The organism is Nocardioides sp. (assembly GCF_036374615.1).
Lineage (GTDB): Bacteria > Actinomycetota > Actinomycetes > Propionibacteriales > Nocardioidaceae > Nocardioides.
This window is the reverse complement of record NZ_DASUTK010000062.1, coordinates 1-17,992: the sequence shown is the minus strand read 5'-3', so window position 1 is coordinate 17,992 and position 17,992 is coordinate 1. Positions and strand designations below refer to the sequence as shown.

At 71.0% G+C, this 17,992-nt stretch carries 20 protein-coding genes; 10 read left to right on the top strand and 10 right to left on the bottom strand.

The annotated features are described in order from the left end of the window. The first annotated feature begins 132 nt into the window (after positions 1-132). The 5 genes from VFZ39_RS04880 (at position 133) to VFZ39_RS04860 (ending at position 6,265) form a co-directional block, all read left to right on the top strand. Entirely contained in the window at positions 133-1,116 is a 984-nt protein-coding gene (locus VFZ39_RS04880) for a carbohydrate ABC transporter permease (RefSeq protein ID WP_330864602.1), read from the top strand. Beyond that, the gene (locus VFZ39_RS04875; RefSeq protein WP_330864601.1) at positions 1,113-2,036 is read left to right on the top strand and encodes a carbohydrate ABC transporter permease; all 924 of its coding nucleotides are present in this window, start codon (positions 1,113-1,115) and stop codon (positions 2,034-2,036) included. The genes VFZ39_RS04880 and VFZ39_RS04875 overlap by 4 nt, the downstream gene beginning before the upstream one ends. A 19-nt stretch (positions 2,037-2,055) precedes the next feature. After that, positions 2,056-4,161, top strand: coding sequence for an alpha-galactosidase (locus VFZ39_RS04870; RefSeq protein WP_330864600.1), 2,106 nt, complete (start codon positions 2,056-2,058; stop codon positions 4,159-4,161). After that, the gene (locus tag VFZ39_RS04865; RefSeq protein ID WP_330864599.1) at positions 4,161-5,069 is read left to right on the top strand and encodes a hypothetical protein; all 909 of its coding nucleotides are present in this window, start codon (positions 4,161-4,163) and stop codon (positions 5,067-5,069) included. The genes VFZ39_RS04870 and VFZ39_RS04865 overlap by 1 nt, the downstream gene beginning before the upstream one ends. A 101-nt stretch (positions 5,070-5,170) precedes the next feature. Then, positions 5,171-6,265 carry an ABC transporter ATP-binding protein gene (locus tag VFZ39_RS04860; RefSeq protein WP_330864598.1) on the top strand — a complete coding sequence of 365 codons (1,095 nt, stop codon included), beginning with the start codon at positions 5,171-5,173 and terminating at the stop codon, positions 6,263-6,265. 81 nt (positions 6,266-6,346) lie between these two features. Here the strand turns inward: VFZ39_RS04860 and VFZ39_RS04855 are convergent, their stop codons facing one another. After that, positions 6,347-7,270, bottom strand: a complete 924-nt coding sequence (locus VFZ39_RS04855; RefSeq protein WP_330864597.1) for an alpha/beta fold hydrolase — start codon at positions 7,268-7,270, stop codon at positions 6,347-6,349. 88 nt (positions 7,271-7,358) lie between these two features. Here VFZ39_RS04855 and VFZ39_RS04850 point away from each other — a divergent pair, with 88 nt between their 5' ends. Next, a complete protein-coding gene (locus tag VFZ39_RS04850) occupies positions 7,359-8,183 on the top strand; it encodes an esterase/lipase family protein (protein WP_330864596.1) in 825 nt (274 codons plus the stop codon). Here the strand turns inward: VFZ39_RS04850 and glpX are convergent. Genes glpX through VFZ39_RS04825 form a run of 5 tightly spaced genes read right to left on the bottom strand, consistent with a single transcriptional unit; the run spans position 8,148 to position 12,111 of the window. Next, positions 8,148-9,167 (bottom strand): class II fructose-bisphosphatase, encoded by a 1,020-nt coding sequence (gene glpX, locus VFZ39_RS04845; protein ID WP_330864595.1) that lies wholly within the window; start codon positions 9,165-9,167, stop codon positions 8,148-8,150. The two genes, VFZ39_RS04850 and glpX, sit on opposite strands and share 36 nt — an antisense overlap. Beyond that, complete coding sequence (locus VFZ39_RS04840) at positions 9,164-10,156, bottom strand: sulfate/molybdate ABC transporter ATP-binding protein (protein WP_330864594.1); 993 nt, start codon at positions 10,154-10,156, stop codon at positions 9,164-9,166. The genes glpX and VFZ39_RS04840 overlap by 4 nt, the downstream gene beginning before the upstream one ends. Next, complete coding sequence (locus tag VFZ39_RS04835; protein ID WP_330864593.1) at positions 10,153-10,956, bottom strand: ABC transporter permease; 804 nt, start codon at positions 10,954-10,956, stop codon at positions 10,153-10,155. The genes VFZ39_RS04840 and VFZ39_RS04835 overlap by 4 nt, the downstream gene beginning before the upstream one ends. An 11-nt stretch (positions 10,957-10,967) precedes the next feature. After that, a complete protein-coding gene (gene modA / locus VFZ39_RS04830; protein WP_330864592.1) occupies positions 10,968-11,714 on the bottom strand; it encodes a molybdate ABC transporter substrate-binding protein in 747 nt (248 codons plus the stop codon). A 1-nt stretch (position 11,715) separates the two neighbouring features. Then, complete coding sequence (locus VFZ39_RS04825) at positions 11,716-12,111, bottom strand: TOBE domain-containing protein (RefSeq protein WP_330864591.1); 396 nt, start codon at positions 12,109-12,111, stop codon at positions 11,716-11,718. 108 nt (positions 12,112-12,219) lie between these two features. On the opposite strand from VFZ39_RS04825, the gene VFZ39_RS04820 reads away from it, so the two are divergent. Then, positions 12,220-12,783: a DUF4245 family protein gene (locus VFZ39_RS04820; protein WP_330864590.1), complete on the top strand. Its 564-nt coding sequence runs from the start codon at positions 12,220-12,222 to the stop codon at positions 12,781-12,783. Positions 12,784-13,065: 282 nt separating this feature from the next. After that, complete coding sequence (locus VFZ39_RS04815; RefSeq protein WP_330864589.1) at positions 13,066-13,218, top strand: hypothetical protein; 153 nt, start codon at positions 13,066-13,068, stop codon at positions 13,216-13,218. 12 nt (positions 13,219-13,230) lie between these two features. On the opposite strand, the gene VFZ39_RS04810 is transcribed toward VFZ39_RS04815, so the two are convergent. Next, complete coding sequence (locus VFZ39_RS04810; RefSeq protein ID WP_330864588.1) at positions 13,231-13,446, bottom strand: exodeoxyribonuclease VII small subunit; 216 nt, start codon at positions 13,444-13,446, stop codon at positions 13,231-13,233. Continuing rightward, positions 13,446-14,693, bottom strand: a complete 1,248-nt coding sequence (gene xseA / locus VFZ39_RS04805; protein WP_330864587.1) for an exodeoxyribonuclease VII large subunit — start codon at positions 14,691-14,693, stop codon at positions 13,446-13,448. Before xseA ends, VFZ39_RS04810 begins: the two co-directional genes overlap by 1 nt. Positions 14,694-14,782: 89 nt before the next feature. Here xseA and VFZ39_RS04800 point away from each other — a divergent pair, with 89 nt between their 5' ends. Continuing rightward, a complete protein-coding gene (locus VFZ39_RS04800; protein WP_330864586.1) occupies positions 14,783-15,796 on the top strand; it encodes a 4-hydroxy-3-methylbut-2-enyl diphosphate reductase in 1,014 nt (337 codons plus the stop codon). A gap of 1 nt (position 15,797) precedes the next feature. After that, the gene (locus VFZ39_RS04795) at positions 15,798-16,421 is read left to right on the top strand and encodes an L-threonylcarbamoyladenylate synthase (RefSeq protein WP_330864585.1); all 624 of its coding nucleotides are present in this window, start codon (positions 15,798-15,800) and stop codon (positions 16,419-16,421) included. On the opposite strand, the gene VFZ39_RS04790 is transcribed toward VFZ39_RS04795, so the two are convergent. Both VFZ39_RS04790 and VFZ39_RS04785 read right to left on the bottom strand, forming a co-directional pair. Continuing rightward, positions 16,367-16,849, bottom strand: a complete 483-nt coding sequence (locus VFZ39_RS04790) for a DUF6542 domain-containing protein (protein ID WP_330864584.1) — start codon at positions 16,847-16,849, stop codon at positions 16,367-16,369. The genes VFZ39_RS04795 and VFZ39_RS04790 overlap by 55 nt on opposite strands. Further along, positions 16,839-17,891, bottom strand: a complete 1,053-nt coding sequence (locus VFZ39_RS04785; RefSeq protein ID WP_330864583.1) for a DNA recombination protein RmuC — start codon at positions 17,889-17,891, stop codon at positions 16,839-16,841. The genes VFZ39_RS04790 and VFZ39_RS04785 overlap by 11 nt, the downstream gene beginning before the upstream one ends. Positions 17,892-17,992 lie beyond the last annotated feature (101 nt).

Genomic DNA, 17,992 nt, shown 5'->3' with positions numbered 1-17,992 from the left:
ACGAACATCGACGACAGCTGGCCGGCCAGCTGACGCCAGCGGGCGGGGGCGGAACAGCGCCCCCGCCCGCTCGCGGCGTCGGCCGTTGACGCTTCGCCGCGACAGGGTCCAACGGGAAAGGAAGCCCAGCCCATGACGATCAAGATGCTCAACGCACTACTGACGGTGGTGTACGGGGTCGGTGCGGCGCTGATCGTCTACTGGGTGCTCAACAAAGTGGCTGAGCTGCTGCCCAAGAAGGCGGAGGAGCGCCTCAAGCCGTACTTCTACATCCTCCCCGCCTACCTCGCGATCACCGTCTACCTCCTCTACCCGGCCATCCAGACGGTCATCAACAGCTTCCAGGACCGCGCCTCGGAGGAGTGGGTCGGTGTGCAGAACTACACCGACTTGTTGTCCTCACCCGCCTTCCGGGACACCTTGTTCAACACCTTGCTCTGGATGCTCGTGGTGCCTGCTGCCACGGTGGTGATAGGGCTGGCCGTGGCCACGCTGGCCGACCGGCTCAAGCCGAGCACCGAGAAGCTGGCCAAGACGATCGTGTTCCTGCCGATGGCGATCGCCCTGGTCGGCGCCGCCGTGATCTGGGATCTCATCTACGCGGTCCGGCCCGCTGGCCAGCCGCAGGTCGGGTTGCAGAATGCCATCGTCACGGCACTCGGCTTCGACCCGATCAACTGGCTGCAGAACAGCACCCTCCACCTGAACAGCTTCCTGCTGATGCTGGTGCTCCTGTGGGCCCAGGTCGGCTTCGCGATGGTGCTGCTCTCGGCCGCCGTCAAGGGTGTGCCGGTCGACACGCTCGAGGCTGCGCGCATCGACGGTGCGAACGAGCGGAAGATCTTCTTCCAGGTGGTGGTCCCGCAGATCAAGGGAACCATCATCACGGTCTTCATCACCGTGCTGATCTCGGTGATGAAGATCTTCGACGTCGTCTTCGTGATGACCCGAGGCAACTTCAACACCGACGTGCTGGGGAACCGGTTCTTCACCGAGCTCAATGTCAACTTCAACAACGGCACGGCCGCAGCGGTGGTCGTGATGCTGATGGTGGCCGTGATCCCGGTGATGTTCTACCAGGTGAAGCACTTCAAGGCCGAGGAGGCCAACGCATGACGCAGCAGCCGAGCAGCACCGTGGCCGCAGCCACCCCGACCTCCGAGGAGCGCCAGCCGAAGAAGTCGCCCGCTCACTTCGACCCCAACCCCGCCAAAGCAGGTTGGCTCACCAAGCTGGTGCTGGTGCTGATCTGCTTCCTCTGGATGGTTCCGCTCTTCGGGACCTTTGTCACGTCGTTCCGCACCGTGCAGGCGGCCGACTCGTCCGGCTGGTGGACCTTCCTCGGTGGGCTCGACGAGCTCACTCTCAACAACTACCGCGAGGCCTTGCAGGGTGCCGACATGGGTGAAGGTCTCATCAACAGCTTCGCCATCACCCTGCCTGCCACGTTCATCCCGTTGCTGGTGGCGGCGTTCGCGGCCTACGCGTTCACCTTCATGCAGTTCCCGGGACGCGACTTCCTGTTCCTGGCGATCGTCAGCCTGCTCGTGGTGCCGAACTACGTGGCGTTCGTGCCGATGTTGAAGATCTACGACACGCTCGACCTCAACGGCACGTTCCCGGCGGTCTGGCTCGCGCACATCGGCTTCGGCATGTCGCTCGCGATCTACATCCTGCGCAACTACATGGCCACACTTCCCGGAACGGTCATCGAGTCGGCGAAGGTCGACGGCGCCAGCCACTTCCAGACCTTCTGGCGGCTGGTGCTGCCGATGTCCGTGCCGGCGATCGCGGGGTTCGCGATCTTCCAGTTCCTGTGGGTCTGGAACGACCTGCTGGTTGCCCTGATGTTCATCGGGCCCGGAGACAACGCTCCCCTCACCCAGAAGCTGAGCGAGCTCAAGGGACAGTTCGGGCAGGGCGCCAACCTCACCACCGCGGGCGCGTTCATCACCATGGTGGTGCCCGTGCTGGTCTTCCTGTTCCTTCAGCGCTTCTTCGTCCGCGGCCTGACCGCCGGTGCTGTGAAGGGCTGAGCGCGACTACGTTGAACCGGTGACCTGGTCACCCGTTCATCTGACCCGGGAGGGCGTGAGCCTCGTGCTCACGCCCTCTGACATGGGCGAGCCCGTCGTGCAGCACTGGGGGAGGGCGCTCGGCGACCTGACTGCAGACGAGCTCGCGTCCCTGGCCCGAGTCCGCGCACCCGGCGTACCGCACAGCGCCCTGGACGATCCACGCCATACCGGGCTGGTCCCGCTCTCCTCGAGCGGGTTCACCGGTACGCCGATGCTGGAGCTCGGCCGCGCCGGACTGGTGGCGCCGGTGCGGCTCGACGGGTGGGCCTGCACGGTCTCTGGCGACACGGTCGAGTGCACGGCGTCGGACGCCACCCTCGGCGCCGACGTACGCGTCGAGCTCGACCTGACGGCTGACGGGCTGCTGCGATCACGGACGTCCCTGACCAACACCGGTGACGACGGCCTGCGCGTGGCCGCGGTCCGTGCCGTGCTGCCGGTGCCCCATCAGGCGACCGAGCTGCTGGACCTGACCGGCCGGTGGATCGCCGAGCGCGTGCCGCAACGCCTGCCCTGGCGACAGGGCAGCTGGCAGCGCACCAGTCGTCATGGTCGGACGGGCCACGACGCGACGCTGCTCCTCAGCGTCGGCACGCCCGGGTTCGGCTTCCGCACCGGCGAGGTGTGGGCGGTCCACGTGGCGTGGAGCGGTGACCAGACGACGTACGCCGAGCGGACCGCGGAGGGCGAGTCGCTGATCGGTGGCGCCGAGCTGCTCGCGACCGGCGAGGTCGTGCTGGGCGGCGGGGAGACCTACGAGTCGCCGTGGCTGGTCGGAGCCTGGTCCGGCGTCGGCCTGGACGGGATCTCCGCCCGGCTCCACAGCTACGTGCGGCGCACCACGCCGCAGCCCCGACGATCAGCAGAGCGCAAGGTCCTCGTCAACACGTGGGAGGCCGTCTATTTCGACCACGACCTCACGGGGCTGACCGGGCTGGCCGAGGTCGCCGCCGAGGTGGGGGTCGAACGATTCGTCCTGGACGACGGTTGGTTCCACGGCCGGCGCGACGACCGGCGCGGCCTCGGCGACTGGACGGTCGACAGGGAGGTCTGGCCGGAGGGGCTGCAGCCGCTGATCGACCGGGTCCAGGCGCTGGGTCTCGACTTCGGGCTGTGGGTCGAGCCGGAGATGGTCAATGTCGACTCCGACCTGGTGCGCGCGCATCCTGACTGGGTGCTCGCTGCGCACGACGCGTTGCCCCCGTCGTGGCGGCACCAGCAGCTGCTCGACCTCTCCGTCCCGGCGGCGTACGACCATGTGCGAGCGGCGCTCCTCGCGCTGCTCGACGAGTACGACATCGCCTACCTGAAGTGGGACCACAACCGGGACCTGATCGCCGCTCCTGGCACTCGCGCCCAGACCCTCGCGTTCTACCGGCTGCTCGACGAGCTGCGCGCGGCCCATCCGACGCTGGAGATCGAGTCCTGCGCGTCGGGCGGCGGCCGGATCGACCTCGGCGTGCTGGCCCGGACCGATCGGGTCTGGCCGAGCGACACCATCGACGCGGTCGAACGGCAGCGGATCAACCGCTGGACGATGCTGATCGTCCCGCCGGAGATGACCGGGAACCACCTCGGCGGTCCGACCGCCCACACGACCGGACGCACCCATCGGCTCGAGCTCCGGGCAGCGACCGCGCTGCTCGGGCACTTCGGCATCGAGTGGGACCTGCGTACCCTCACCACCGCGGAGCGGGCTCAGGTGCGGGCGTGGGTGGAGCTCCACAAGCGGCTGCGCGAGGTCGTCGCCACCGGTCGACTGGTGCGCAGCGACCACCCGGACCCCGCGGCCGTCGTCACCGGCGTGGTCTCGACCGACGGCAGCGAGGGCTGGTACGTCGTCGCGCTCACCGGCCTGACTGCGACCCAGCACCTCGCTCCGGTGCTGCTCGAGGGGCTGGACCACGGCAGGCGTTACCGGCTCACCGACGAGACCCCGACCCACGGCCAGCACGAGCTCGACCTCGCGACGCGCGACCTGGCGGCGGTGCTGCCGGGCGACGTGCTGGGTCGGGTCGGCATCCGGCTCGGTATCACCGCTCCCGAGACCGCGCGCGTGCTCCACGTCCGCGCCCACGACTGATGTTCGACCTGGCCGACGACTGGGTCTGGGACTTCTGGCTGGCCGACGACGGCTCGGCGTACCACCTGTTCTTCCTGTACGCCCCCCGGGCTCTCGGGGACCCTGACCTCCGGCACGACCATGCTCGGATCGGCCATGCCGTCGGCACGGATCTACGACGATGGCAACGGTTGCCCGACCCGCTGGCCCAGCCGCGCGCCGGGTTCGACGACCTCACGCAGTGGACCGGCTGCGTCGTGCGCGACGGCCAGGCATGGTGGATGTTCACCACCGGCCGCTCCGCGACCGACGGCGGGCGTGTGCAACGGATCGGCGCCGCGCGCTCGGCCGACCTGATCACCTGGGAGCGCACGGGCCGCGTGCTCGAGGCCGACCCGCGCTGGTACGACGCGGGGCAGGGCGACGTCCACTGGCGTGACCCGTGGGTCGTCCGGGACGGGGCGGGGACCTGGCACCTGTACGCGACCGCTCGTACCGGCGGGACCGGCTCAGGTGTCGTCGGCCATGCAACCTCGCGCGACCTCACGACGTGGGAGGTTCGGCCGCCGCTGTCGCGCCCCACGGGGCGGTTCGAGTGGCTGGAGGTGATCCAGGTGGTGCAGGTCGAGCACCGCTGGGTGGCGCTGTTCAACTGCCTGTCGGCCGAGATGCCTCGAGACGCCGCCGACGCCGGCGGGATCTGGACCGTCCCGGTCACCGGGCCTGGGGAGCCGGTCGACGTTGCGGCGGCCGTCCGGCTGACCGACGAGTCGTCGTACATCGGGAAGCTGGTCGCCGACCGTGACCACGCCTGGCACCTGCTGTCCTTCCGCAACCGCGACGTCGGCGACGACTTCGTCGGTGGGGTGGGCGACCCGGTGCCCGTCGGGTGGCGCGCCGACGGCCGTGGGCTCGCCCTGCGCCCGTGAGACCGGCAGTGGCGGTGGTCTCGGCTCGTCACTAGTGTGACGGCAGTCACTTCACTACGGATCGTCCGGCACGTACCTGCCGGTGAAGGGAGCAGTTCAGCATGGCCACCGTGACCTTTGAGAAGGCGCAGCGCTGGTACCCCGGGGCGGACAAGCCCGCGGTACCCGGAATCGATCTGGAGATCAAGGACGGCGAGTTCATGGTTCTCGTCGGACCCTCCGGGTGCGGCAAGTCGACCACTCTCCGCATGCTCGCAGGGCTGGAGGAGTGCAACGAGGGCAAGATCTTCATCGGTGACCGCGACGTCACCCACATGCCGCCGAAGGACCGGGACATCGCGATGGTGTTCCAGAACTACGCGCTCTACCCCCACATGACCGTGGCGGACAACATGGCCTTCGCGCTGAAGATGGCGAAGGTGCCCGAGGCCGAGCGCAAGGAGCGGGTCGCCGAGGCGGCCAAGATCCTCCAGCTGGAGGACTACCTCGAGCGCAAGCCGAAGGCGCTCTCCGGTGGCCAGCGGCAGCGCGTCGCCATGGGCCGCGCGATCGTCCGCCAGCCGCAGGTGTTCTGCATGGACGAGCCGCTGTCGAACCTCGACGCCAAGATGCGGGTGGCGACCCGCACCGACATCGCGAAGCTGCAGGCCGACCTCGGGGTCACCACCGTCTACGTCACGCACGACCAGGTCGAGGCGATGACGATGGGTGACCGGGTGGCCGTCATGAAGGACGGCTACCTGCAGCAGGTCGACACCCCGCTCAACCTGTACGACAAGCCGGTCAACCTGTTCGTCGCCGGCTTCATCGGCTCGCCGCAGATGAACCTGCTCCAGGCCACCGCGAAGGACGGGAAGGCTCAGATCGGCGACTACCTCGTGCCGGTCGACCCGGCGGCCTCGTCCAAGCTCGGCCCGCAGCACAACGAGATCACCGTCGGCGTGCGGCCGGAGGCGTGGCGTCTGGTGGGCGAGAGCGACGGCGGGCTGCCGGTCGACGTGACCGTGGTCGAGGAGCTGGGCGCAGACGGTTTCGTCTACGGCACCTCGGACGTGGAGGGCACCCCCTCGAACGTCATCGTGCGCGTGTCCTCTGCCCGCGACTCGGTGCGCAAGGGTGACACGATCTACGTCACCACGGACCCGGAGAGCGTGCACGTCTTCGACACCGAGACCGGCGAGCGCCTGTCCGACTGACCCGGACCTGACCCCCGGGCCTCGTGTGCCCCAGCGTGCGCCCTGGCGCACTCTGGGGCACACGCGCGTCCAGGGGTGAGCTCAGGAGGCGCGGCGGATCGTGCGGTCGATCGCGTCGATGACGGTGTCGAAGAGGTCGCGGGGCAGGTCGTGACCCATGCCGTCGATCACGAGCAGCTCGGATCCGACGAGGGCGCGGGCGGTGGCGCGGCCGCCGGACACGTGCACCATCCGGTCGGCGGAACCGTGCACGACCAGAGCGGGCATCGTCAGTCCGCGCAGCCGGGGGCCGCGGTTCGGTTCGGTGAGGATCGCGACCATCTGGCGCATCACCCCGCTGGTCGAGACTCCGCGGTCGAACGTCTCGCGGGCCCGGGCGAGCGTCTCCTCTCGCGGCTGCGGGAACGCCGGTGACCCGATCAGGTCCCAGAGCCGGGCCGACCGCTCGGCGTACGTCTCCCGGTCGGGGCCGCGGCGCGCGACCAGCATCGGCAGCAGCCGCGGGTGCTGCCACCCCACCGTGCGCTTGCCGGTGGTCGACATGATGCAGGTGAGCGACCGCACCCGGTTGGGCCGGGCGATCGCCATCCGCTGCGCGATCATGCCGCCCATCGAGATGCCGACGACGTGCGCGGCGTCGAGGCCGAGGTGGTCGAGCAGGCCGAAGCCGTCCTCCGCCATGTCGGCGAGGGCGTACGGCGCGCGCACCGGTCGGCCCGCGAACGCCCGCACCAGCGTGGTCCGGCCGACCCGCTCACGCACCTTGCTCGACCTCCCGCTGTCGCGGTTGTCGAAACGGATCACGTACCGCCCTCGCGCCGCGAGCCGCCGACAGAAGTCGGGGTCCCACCACGTCATCGGGCCGCCGAGACCCATGACGAGCAGCACCGGCTCTTCGGCAGGGTCGCCGAACGTCTGGTAGCAGAGCTCGATCTCTGGGTTCACCGGTGCGAACAGCTCTTCGGACACCGGGATCTCAGCGTCAGGCTGGGTCGAGCGCGCCATGGGACAAGTGAACAGCACCGCCGGAAGGGCAAGCCGAGCCGGGTCGAAATCACGCGGTGGTGGCGGGCCGCGCCGTACGCTCGCAGACGTGGCACCCACGCTGGGGACGTTCCTGCTCCCGGAGGGCTTCGAGCGCCCCCGGCTCAGGGCGGTGCTGTGCGAGGGCAGGCTGGTCGGCGAGGCCGCCCGCCACGCGTTGTGGGTCGCCGGCGACCGTCGGCACCCGGTCCGGTCGTACCCCGACCGGCCTAGCGGGTTCCGCGCGCCCGTGGTGCTGGTTCCGGGCTTCATGGCCGGCGACTTCTCCTTGAGACTCATGGCGCAGGCCCTGCGCCGCCGTGGCCACCGGACCTACCGGTCGCTCATCCACGCCAACGTCGGCTGCACGGTCGCCGCCGCTGACCAGCTCGAGGCGCGGCTGGAGGCGATCGCGCAACGGCGCGGGTCGCGCGTGCAGGTCGTCGGCCACAGCCTGGGCGGTTTGCTCGCCCGTGGCCTGGCGGTCCGTCGCCCTGACCTGGTCGCTGGGATCGTGACCCTGGGCAGTCCGATGCTCGCGCCCGCCGCCCACCACGCGACCCTGACGCGCAGTGTCGACGTGCTGACCAGGCTCAGCCGCGCCGGCGTTCCGGGATTGATGTCCGCGGACTGTGTCGCCGGCGACTGCGCGCGGGAGAGCTTCGAGGAGAGCCGGCTGCCGCTCCCGGACGGGGTCGCGTTCACCACGGTCTACTCACGACGCGACGGGATCGTCGACTGGCGCGCCTGCCTCGATCCGCTGGCCGTGCCGGTCGAGGTGACCGCCACCCACGTCGGGATGGCGATGGACCCGCGGGTCGTCGAGCAGGTGGCCGCAGCGCTGGCGCGCCACTCTGATTCAGTGCTCGAAGTCGATCGCGGCGAAAGTGCGTAGCTTCGCGAGCTTGTGCTCGGAGGTGATCGAGCGGATCGTGCCGCTGCGGGCACGCATCACGAGCGAGTCGGTGGTGATGCCGCCGGCCTTGTAGCGCACGCCCCGCATCAGCTCGCCGTCGGTGATGCCGGTCGCCACGAAGAACGCGTCGTCGCCGGACACGAGGTCGTCGGTCGTGAGCACGGTGTCGGGGTCGAGGTCGTGTCCCGCGTCGAGCGCCCTCTGCCGCTCCTCGTCGTCCCGGGGCCACAGCTGGCCCTGGATCACGCCTCCGATGCACTTCATCGCACATGCAGCGATGATCCCCTCGGGGGTGCCGCCGATACCCAGCAACAGGTCGACGCCGGTGTTGGGGCGGGCCGCCATGATCGCGCCGGCGACGTCGCCGTCGACGATGAACTTGATCCGGGCGCCGGTCTTGCGGATCTCGTTCACGAGCGCGTCGTGCCGCGGCCGGTCGAGCAGCACCACGGTGACGTCCTCGGGCTCGGAGCCCTTGGCCTTCGCCACCCGGCGGATGTTCTCCGCCACGGGGTCGCGGATGTCGACGACGTCGGCTGCCTCGGGCCCGGTCGCGAGCTTCTTCATGTAGAAGACGGCCGACGGGTCGTACATCGCGCCGCGGGGGGCCACGGCGAGCACCGCGATCGCATTGTTCATGCCCTTGGCCGTCAGCGTCGTCCCGTCGATCGGGTCGACGGCGACGTCGCACTCGGGGCCGGTCCCGTCACCGACCCGCTCGCCGTTGAAGAGCATCGGGGCCTGGTCCTTCTCGCCCTCGCCGATGACGACGACGCCGTCCATCGCGATCGTGGAGATCATCACGCGCATCGCGTTGACAGCGACCGCGTCGGCGCCGTTCTTGTCCCCGCGACCGACCCAGCGCCCGGCCGCCATCGCGGCGGCCTCGGTCACCCGGACCAGCTCGAGCGCCAGGTTCCGATCGACCTTGCCGGCGTTCATGGTGAGCCGCTCCTCCGTCATGGCGCGACTGTACCGGGCAATCCGGGGTCAGTCGCATAGCGGCGGACAGCCGTCTGCTTGACCGACAGCCACACCTCGCGTCCGGGGACCAGCCCGAGCTCGGCGGCCGCAGCAGGGGTGACGTCCGCGATCAGGTCTGGACTCGCGTGCACGAGGACCCGGACCGCGTCACCGTGCGGCGACACGTCCGCCACCGGTCCGCGCCACCGCAGCCGGGGTGATCCGGTTGGCTCGGTGAGGGACAGGGCCACCGCCTCGGGGGTGAAAGCCGTCAGCGTGTGCTCGTCGCGGACCACGTTGAGGCCGACCAGCCGAGCGACGTGCTCGGTCCGGGGCCGTTGCGACACCTCCTCCGGAGTCCCGATCTGGGCGACCCTGCCCTCGTCCAGCACCAGCACTCGGTCGGCGATGGTGAGCGCGTCGATGGCGTGGTGGGTGACGAGCAGGGTGACGCCGTCGTACGCCGCGAGGTGCCGGCCGAGCTCGATCCGCAGCGCCATCGCGACCTTCACGTCCAGCCCGGTGAACGGCTCGTCCAGGAGCAACAGCCGCGGGTCGGTCACCAGCGCCCGGGCGATCGCCACCCGCTGCGCCTGCCCGCCGGAGAGCTCACGCGGGCGGCGGCCGGCGAGGTCGCCGATCCCGAGGCGGGCGAGCCACTGGTGGGCGGCGTGCTCCGCGTCCGCCCGGGCGACGCCTCGAGCCCTCGGGCCGAACGCGACGTTGTCGAGGGCCGACAGGTGCGGGAAGAGCAGCTGCCCCTGGAAGACGAGCCCCACCTCGCGGTCGCGGGCGGACAGCTGCAACAGGTCCTGGCCGTCGAGTCGGGCATGGCCGTCGGCCGCCAGCAACCCCGCCAGCGCCCGCACCAGGGTCGACTTGCCGGCGCCGTTCGGCCCGATGATCGCCAGCACGCTGCCGGGCTCCGCGCCGAACGTGGCGGCGACCCGGTCGGGGACGTGGAGGTCCACCTCCAGCCCGGCTGTCATGCCCGGACTCCCGGCGTCCCGAGCCAGCGGTCGTGGAGCACCAGCAGGGTGCCCACGGACACGACCAGCATCACCAGGCTGAGTGCGAGCGCGGCGTCCTGGTCGGACTGACGGGTGACGTAGATCAGGTTTGGCATGGTCTGCGTGACGCCGGGGTAGTTGCCGTTGAAGGTGATCGTGGCCCCGAACTCCCCGAGGGAGCGGGCCCAGCCCAGCACCAGCCCGGCCGCGATTCCCGGCAGCGCCAGCGGGACCGTGACCCGGCGGAAGGCGGTCCATCTGCTCGCGCCGAGGGTTGCTGCGGCCGCGTCGTACTCGGGGTCGGCCGATCGGAAGGCGCCCTCGATCGCGAGCACGACGAAGGGCAGCGCGACGAACACGTGCGCGAGTACCACCCCCCAGGTCGTGAAGGGGAAGCTGAACCCGGTCAGCTCGAGCAGCGGCTCGCCCAGGACCCCGGTCCGTCCGAAGGCCGTCCGCAGCGCGACGCCCGCCACCACCGGCGGCAGCACCAGCGGCACGGTGACCAGCGCCCGCAGCAGCGTCCGGCCACGGAACTGCAGCCGGGCCAGCACCCACGCGAGCGGCAACCCGAGGAGCAGGCAGAAGAGCGTGGCAACGGTGGAGGTCAGCACGGAGAGCCACAGCGCCTCCCGCAACGGTTCGGACCGCAGCTGCTCCGGCAGGCCGCGGAGGTCGGTGGCCGCCACCATGGCGACGAGCGGGACCACGAGCAGCAGCACCGCCACCGCCGCGGGCAGCATCAACAGGGCAGGCGGCCGACCCAGCGGGTCTCGCACGCGAACACTCATCAGGGGAGCCCGAAACCTGCGTCTGCCAGGACCCGCTGACCGGGCTGGGAGGTGAGCAGGTCGACCCACGCCTGCGCGAGATCGGGGTCCTGCGCTCCTTCGAGCGGCGCGGCGACGTACGACGTGAGGTGCTCGTCGGCACCCGGGATCTCGATCGTCTCGACCCCGTCGCCGGCAGCCACGGCGTCGGTGGCGTAAACGAGCCCCGCGTCGGCCTCACCCGAGCTCACCTTGTCGAGGGTGGCCCTGACGTCCTCCTCGAGGCTCGCGGGCTCGGCCGTGATCCCGTTCGCCTCGAGGACGTCGAGTGCCACCCGCCCGCACGGGACCACGTCGGCGCACCGCACCCACGTGGCGTCGGCCAGGTCATCGAGTGACTCGATGCCCGCCGGGTTGCCCGGCGGGGTCACGACGACCAGCACGTTGGTGGCGAAGGTGACCACCTCGCCGGTGACCCCGGCGTGCTCGGCGATCTGCATGGACGCCTCGTCGGCGGTCGCGAGCACGTCGCCCGGCGCGCCGTCGGCCGCCTGCTCGGCGAGGTCGGTGCTGGAGCCGAGGGCGAGGTCCACCTCCACCGCGTGCTCGGCCTCGAAGTCGTCGGCCAGGTCCTCGTAGACGTCGGTGAGGGAGGCGGCGGCGAGAACCGTAAGCGTCCCCCCGCCCTCGGAACGGCCGGTTCCGCACCCGGCGAGAGCGACGACCAGGAGCAGCGCGCACACCCCTGCCAGCACGCGGCCGATCACGTCATGGCCTCTCGATCACGACGTTCGTGGACTTCACGCTCACGACCGCCCGGCACCCCGGTTCGAGCCCGAGCTCGTCGGCTGCCTCAGCACTCATCAGCGACACCATCCGGTAGGGGCCGCAGATCACGTCGACCTGCGCCATCACGGTGTCCTTCACGACCCGGGTGACGATCCCGGCGAGCCGGTTGCGGGCGCTGACCGCGCTGGCGCGAGTGCGCTCGCGGTCCGGGTGGTCGGCCAGCTCTTCGGCAAGCCGCGCGAGATCGGGACCGGCGACGACGGTGCGGCCCTGGTCCGAGGTGGCCGCGATCCGGCCGCCCTCGACCCATCGGCGCACGGTGTCGTCACTCACGCCGAGAACGTCGGCGGCTTCCGCAACTCGGTAGATCGTCACACAGAAACTGTGACGCAGTTGCGGCGAAACCACAAGAAATCAGCCGCACGTGCGTCCTTGGTCGGGGTGGTCACGCTCGGTTGCCCGTCACCTGTGACACTTGCCTGCGTGAGCGAGCGGCCAGGGCGATACCAACGGTCGGCGGCGGGTCTGATCGGCGCGCTGCTCGTGTTGTTGCTCGTGGTCGGAGGCTTCGTCCTGATCCGGGCGCTGGGCCGCGACGAGCTCGAGGTCAGTCCCGAGGCGGTCGACTACCTGCCGGTGGTGGAGGCGCTGCAGCAGGCCGGCCACAGCGTCGCCTACCCGCCGCGCCTACCGGACGGCTGGCAGGCGACGAGCGTCGAATCAGGCCCCGGCGCCGACGCGGTCTTCGGACTGGGCATGCTCACCGCCGACGAACGCTTCGCGGGGGTACGGCAGGAGGCAGCGAGGCTCGACGGCCTGGTCGAGGTGTACGTCGACGAGGACGCCACTCCCGGAGAGACCGTGCGCGCCGGAACCGGCGACCTCGCGGGGGAGTGGCAGACCTTCACCGATCAGGACGGCGACACCGCGTTCGGCCGGGAGAGCCGCGACGCCACGGTGCTCGTCTACGGCTCCGCGTCACGTGCCGACCTGCTCGAGCTGCTGGACGCCCTGACGCTCGAGCCAGTCACTCCTGCCTCGGGCTGACTCGTCGGCGCGCTGTCGAATCCGGGTCGGCGAGGAGGCGTACGCCGTGGCGCGCAAGGCCAAGGAGCAGGGGCCTGAGTCCTGAGCAGTCTCGGAACCCCTCGCCGGCCACTACCCGCCCCGTGTCGGCAGGTCCGGCACGGACGCGATAGAACACTGTCCGGGCTCCCGAGGCGAGTTCTCGGTGAAAGGCAACCTCGCGGCCGTCTCGAACGTCCATGAGTCATCGGCGTTCTGACCGATGGTCTGGCTGGCGCTCGCGCCGGGGGAAGAGGGTGGACCGTGAGCGAGTTCGAGACGCACCTGCAGGCTCAGCTGGTGGAACTCCTGCAGCGGCTGGACGCGGCGCTCGTCGCCGACGAACCTGACCAGGTCGCGAGCCTGTCGTTCCAGATAGAGGACCTGCAACGGCTGAGCCGCGCCAACGGGTCGTGAGTCGCTGTCCGGTCAGTCTTCGGTGGCGCGAGCCTCGAGCCGGGCGCGAGCGCCGTCGAGCCACGCCTGGCAGATGGTCGCGAGCTTCTCGCCGCGCTCCCACAGCGCGAGCGACTCCTCGAGCGTGAGGCCACCGGTCTCGAGCCGGCGTACGACCTCGATCAGCTCCTCGCGCGCCTGCTCGTAGGGGATCTCGTCGGCCTGCTCACTCTTGTCGTCGGTCGCCATCACTGGACCGCCTCCTTCGGTGGGTCCGCCTCGGTCCCGGTCGTGGTCGCGTGCACGCGCCCGTCGGCTACCCGGACGCTCACCGCGGCCCCGGCGCTGACGCCCGCCACTGAGGTGACGACGTGGCCGGCATCGTCCTGGAGCACGGCATACCCGCGCTCGAGGGTCGCCAACGGCGAGAGTGCACGCACCCGGGCGCGCTGGTGGTCGAGGTTGTCGGCGGCGCGGTCCAGGGCGTGGCCGAGGCAACGTCGGGCGCGTCCGCGCAGGTCGACGACCTCGGCCGACCGCTCGGCGACCAGGGTGCGCGGGTCGGCGAGCACCGGACGCGACCGCAGCGCGTCGAGGCCTTGCTGCTCGCGCGCGATCCATCGCGTGAGGCCGTCGCGCAACCGCTCGCGGGCGGTCGCGAGCAGCTGCTGCTCCTCCGCGACGTCCGGCACGACCCGCTTGGCAGCGTCGGTGGGCGTGGAGGCGCGGACATCGGCCACGAGGTCGAGCAGTGGGCTGTCGGGCTCGTGACCGATCGCCGAGACCACCGGCGTGCGCACCCGGTGCACCGCGCGGATCAGCCCTTCGTCGGAGAACGGCAGGAGGTCCTCGACCGAGCCACCGCCCCGCGCCACCACGATCACGTCGACGCTTGGGTCGCGGTCGAGCCGCTCCACCGCCTCGATCACCTCCAACGCGGACCGCTGGCCCTGCATCGCGGCGTACGCCGCCTCGATCCGGACCGCAGGCCACCGCCGCCGCGCGCTGTCGACGACGTCGCGCTCGGCAGCGGAACCGGGCGCGGTGACCAGCCCGACGCAACCGGGGAGGAACGGCAACCGGCGCTTCAGCGAGGGATCGAACAGGCCCTCGGCGGCCAGCAGCTGACGGCGCCGCTCCAGTCGCGCCAGCAGCTCTCCGAGGCCGACCATCCGTACGTCGGACGCCGCCAGCGAGAGGCTGCCGTTGCCGGCGTAGAAGCTCGGACGGGCCCGGATCACGATGCTCGCCCCCTCGACGAGCGGGGGGTTGAGCGAATCGAACAGGGTGCGCGCGCAGGTCACCTGCACGGACACCTCGGCGACCGGGTCGCGCAGCGTGAGGAAGACGGTGCCGAGGCCGGGGCGCCGCGTGAACTGCGTCACCTGGCCCTCGACCCAGATAGCGCCGAGCTGGCCGATCCACTGCGCCAGCGCGTTGGAGACCGCCCGCACCGGGGCGGGCGCCTCGGCGGTCGTGTCGCGCAGGGAGGGCACGGCGGCGAGCCTAGTGCGCGGCACCGACGGCGCCGCCGCGGCCGCCGCCGATCCGGGTGATCTGTCGCCCGCTCCGTAGACTCGGGGCCATGACGACCGACCTCGGAAACCCGCGGCTGCTGAGCCCGGACGAGCGCGCCGTGCTGCTCGCGGCGCCCCGCGGCTACTGCGCCGGCGTCGACCGCGCGGTGGTCACCGTGGAGCAGGCGCTCGACCTGTACGGCGCGCCGGTCTACGTCCGCAAGCAGATCGTCCACAACAAGCACGTGGTGTCCGACCTCGAGTCCCGCGGCGCGATCTTCGTCGAGGAGCTCGACGAGGTGCCGACCGGCGCGACCGTGGTGTTCTCCGCGCACGGCGTGTCGCCGGAGGTGCACCGCCAGGCGGGGGAGCGCGACCTCAAGACGATCGACGCGACCTGTCCGCTGGTGACCAAGGTGCACCACGAGGCGAAGCGCTTCGCGAACGAGGACTACGACATCCTGCTGATCGGCCACGAGGGTCACGAGGAGGTCGAGGGCACCGCCGGTGAGGCTCCCGAGCACATCCAGCTCGTGCAGAGCCCCGAGGACGTCCAGCACATCGTGGTCCGCGACCCCGAGAAGGTCGCCTGGCTCAGTCAGACCACGCTGAGTGTGGACGAGACGATGGCGACCGTCGCCGCGATCCGTGAGCGTTTCCCCGCGCTGCTCGACCCGCCCAGCGACGACATCTGCTACGCCACCCAGAACCGGCAGCTCGCGATCAAGGAGATTGCGCGCGACGCCGACCTGGTGATCGTGGTCGGTTCCGGCAACTCCTCGAACTCGGTTCGGCTGGTCGAGGTGGCGCTCGAGGCGGGTGCCGGCTCGGCGTACCGCGTCGACGACGCCTCCGAGATCGACGAGGCCTGGCTCGACGGCGTCCGCACCGTCAGCGTCACGAGCGGCGCGAGCGTGCCCGAGGAGCTGGTCCAGGGCGTGCTCTCGTTCCTCGCGGAGCGTGGCTACCCCGACGCGCAGGCGGTTCACTCCGCCGAGGAGTCGCTGATCTTCGCGCTGCCCAAGGAGCTGCGTCGCGACCTCAAGGCGGCGCAGCAGGCGGCGACGGCCGGAACGCCCTGACGTGGCCCGCTTCGTCGATCTGCATCCGGCCAACCCGCAGCCGCGGCTGGTCTCCCAGGTGGTCGAGGCGCTGCGCGACGACGCCCTGATCGCCTACCCGACCGACTCCGGGTACGCGCTGGGCTGCCAGCTGGGCAACCGGGAGGGACGCGACCGGATCGTGCGGATCCGCCAGCTCGACGACCGGCATCACTTCACCTTGATGTGCAAGGACTTCGCCCAGCTCGGGCAGTTCGTCCACATCGACAACTCGGCTTTCCGGGCGATCAAGTCCGCGACTCCTGGCCCGTACACGTTCATCCTGCCCGCCACCAGCGAGGTGCCGCGTCGGCTGATGCACCCAAAGAAGCGCACGGTGGGGGTACGGATCCCTGACCACGTGGTCGTGTGCGCCCTGCTGGAGGAGCTCGGCGAGCCGCTCCTGACCAGCACGCTGATCCTGCCCGGTGAGGAGGAGCCGCGGACCCTGGGCTGGGAGGTCAAGGAGGAGCTCGACCACGAGGTCGACGTCGTGGTCGAGGCGGGCGAGCCCAGGGCGGAGCCGACGACGGTCGTCGACTGGTCGGGCGGCTACCCGGAGGTCGTGCGGGTCGGCGCGGGGGACGCCGAGCGGTTCGTGGCCTGAGCCGTGAACCGGTGCCGGATAGCCAGCACGACCAGGCACAGCACGTAGCCGGTGACGAGCGCACCGGCGTGGTGCGCGAGTCCGGTGACGACGGACTGCACGGCGCCGTCGCGCGGGTGGCCGAGCACCTCGGGGCGCGCGATCTCCAGCAGGACCAGCACGGCGAGCATCAGCAGCGGGGGGAGGACTCCGACGGTGAAGAAGTCCCGGGGCCTGACCCGCAGCGCGACCAGCACGCACATCGCCACGAAGGTGAGGTCGAACAGCAGCCCGAGGTCGTCGCCGAGAGCGACGTCGAGCACCATCGCGGTCAGGGTGACGGCCGCGCCGAGCGCGACCACCTGCCGACCGGGCTCTCGGCCCTGCTCCCACAGGGTCCGCCCAGCCGGCTCCGAACCGCCGCGCTCGGGGCGCGTCCTATCGGGCACGGGTCCACGGTAGGAGGACGTCATCGTCGTCGGGGGGCGGCGCGCCGAGCGAGCGCACCCCCGCCTCGACCTGCCGCGGGGCCTCGAGGTCACCGTCGGTGACCGCGAGCTCACGGAACCGTCGGGCGGACACCAGCACCCGCGACTCCAGGCTGCCGACCGCGCTGTTGTAGTGGCCGACCGCAGCAGTCAGCGACCGGCCGACCGCGTCGAGGTGGCCGGACAGCGTCGCCAGCCGGTCGTGCAGGTCGCGGCCGAGCCGGTGGATCTCGCGGGCCTGGTCGGCCAGCGCTTCGTGGCGCCAGCCGTGGGCGACGGTGCGCAGCAGTGCGATCAGGGTCGTGGGGGAGGCCAGCACGACCTGCTTCTGCGCGGCGTAGTCGATCAGGTCGCGGTCGGTCTCCAGCGCCACCGCGAGGCAGGACTCGGCGGGGACGAAGAGCACCACGAACTCCGGGGTCTCCGGCAGCGCCCGCCAGTAGGCCTTGGAGCTGAGCGTGTCGACGTGCTGCCGGAGCTGTCGAGCGTGCCGGACCAGCGCATCATTTCGCGTGACGTCGACGTCGGTCGTGGTGGCGTCGAGGTAGGCGTCAAGGGGGACCTTGGCGTCCACCACGACCTGCCGGCCGCCGACCAGGTGCACGACGAGGTCGGGCCGGAGCGCCCCGTCGGCCACCCGGAGCTGCTCGGTGAAGTCGCAGCGGTCGACCAGACCGGCCAGCTCGACCGCTCGACGCAGGTGGAGCTCACCCCAGCGACCACGCACCTGGGGCCGTCGCAGCGCTGTGGTGAGACCGCGGGTCTCCTGATGCAGCTCGGACAGGTGCCGTCGGAACTCGCCCTGCCACGAGGCGCGCTCGCGGTCGAGGTCGATCATCTGGTCGCTGAGCCGGTCGAGGCCCTGCATCACCTCGGCCTGGTCGACCAGGCCGGCGGACGCGGCAGGTCGCGAGCGGGCGCCGAGCCAGCCGAGCGCGGCACCCACCACACCACCGGCCAGCAGCCCCGCCGCCAGCACCGCGAGCATCGTCCATGGGTTCATGTGACGCATGGTGCACGAGGGGTCTGACAAGCACGCGGACGCCGGGGGTCTCGAGGCTCGGGCGCGGGCGCCCTCGCACCTCAACCACCGAAGGGGGGCCA

Excerpts from the sequence above, each read along its gene's own strand:
- VFZ39_RS04810 (WP_330864588.1), bottom strand. The coding sequence starts at position 13,446 with ATGGCGACCGACGACAAGAGTGAGCAGGCCGACGAGATCCCCTACGAG.
- VFZ39_RS04875 (WP_330864601.1), top strand. The coding sequence starts at position 1,113 with ATGACGCAGCAGCCGAGCAGCACCGTGGCCGCAGCCACCCCGACCTCC.
- VFZ39_RS04800 (WP_330864586.1), top strand. The coding sequence starts at position 14,783 with ATGACGACCGACCTCGGAAACCCGCGGCTGCTGAGCCCGGACGAGCGC.
- VFZ39_RS04855 (WP_330864597.1), bottom strand. The coding sequence starts at position 7,270 with ATGGCGCGCTCGACCCAGCCTGACGCTGAGATCCCGGTGTCCGAAGAG.
- VFZ39_RS04880 (WP_330864602.1), top strand. The coding sequence starts at position 133 with ATGACGATCAAGATGCTCAACGCACTACTGACGGTGGTGTACGGGGTC.
- glpX (WP_330864595.1), bottom strand. The coding sequence starts at position 9,167 with ATGACGGAGGAGCGGCTCACCATGAACGCCGGCAAGGTCGATCGGAAC.
- VFZ39_RS04860 (WP_330864598.1), top strand. The coding sequence starts at position 5,171 with ATGGCCACCGTGACCTTTGAGAAGGCGCAGCGCTGGTACCCCGGGGCG.
- VFZ39_RS04840 (WP_330864594.1), bottom strand. The coding sequence starts at position 10,156 with ATGACAGCCGGGCTGGAGGTGGACCTCCACGTCCCCGACCGGGTCGCC.
- VFZ39_RS04785 (WP_330864583.1), bottom strand. The coding sequence starts at position 17,891 with ATGAACCCATGGACGATGCTCGCGGTGCTGGCGGCGGGGCTGCTGGCC.
- VFZ39_RS04865 (WP_330864599.1), top strand. The coding sequence starts at position 4,161 with ATGTTCGACCTGGCCGACGACTGGGTCTGGGACTTCTGGCTGGCCGAC.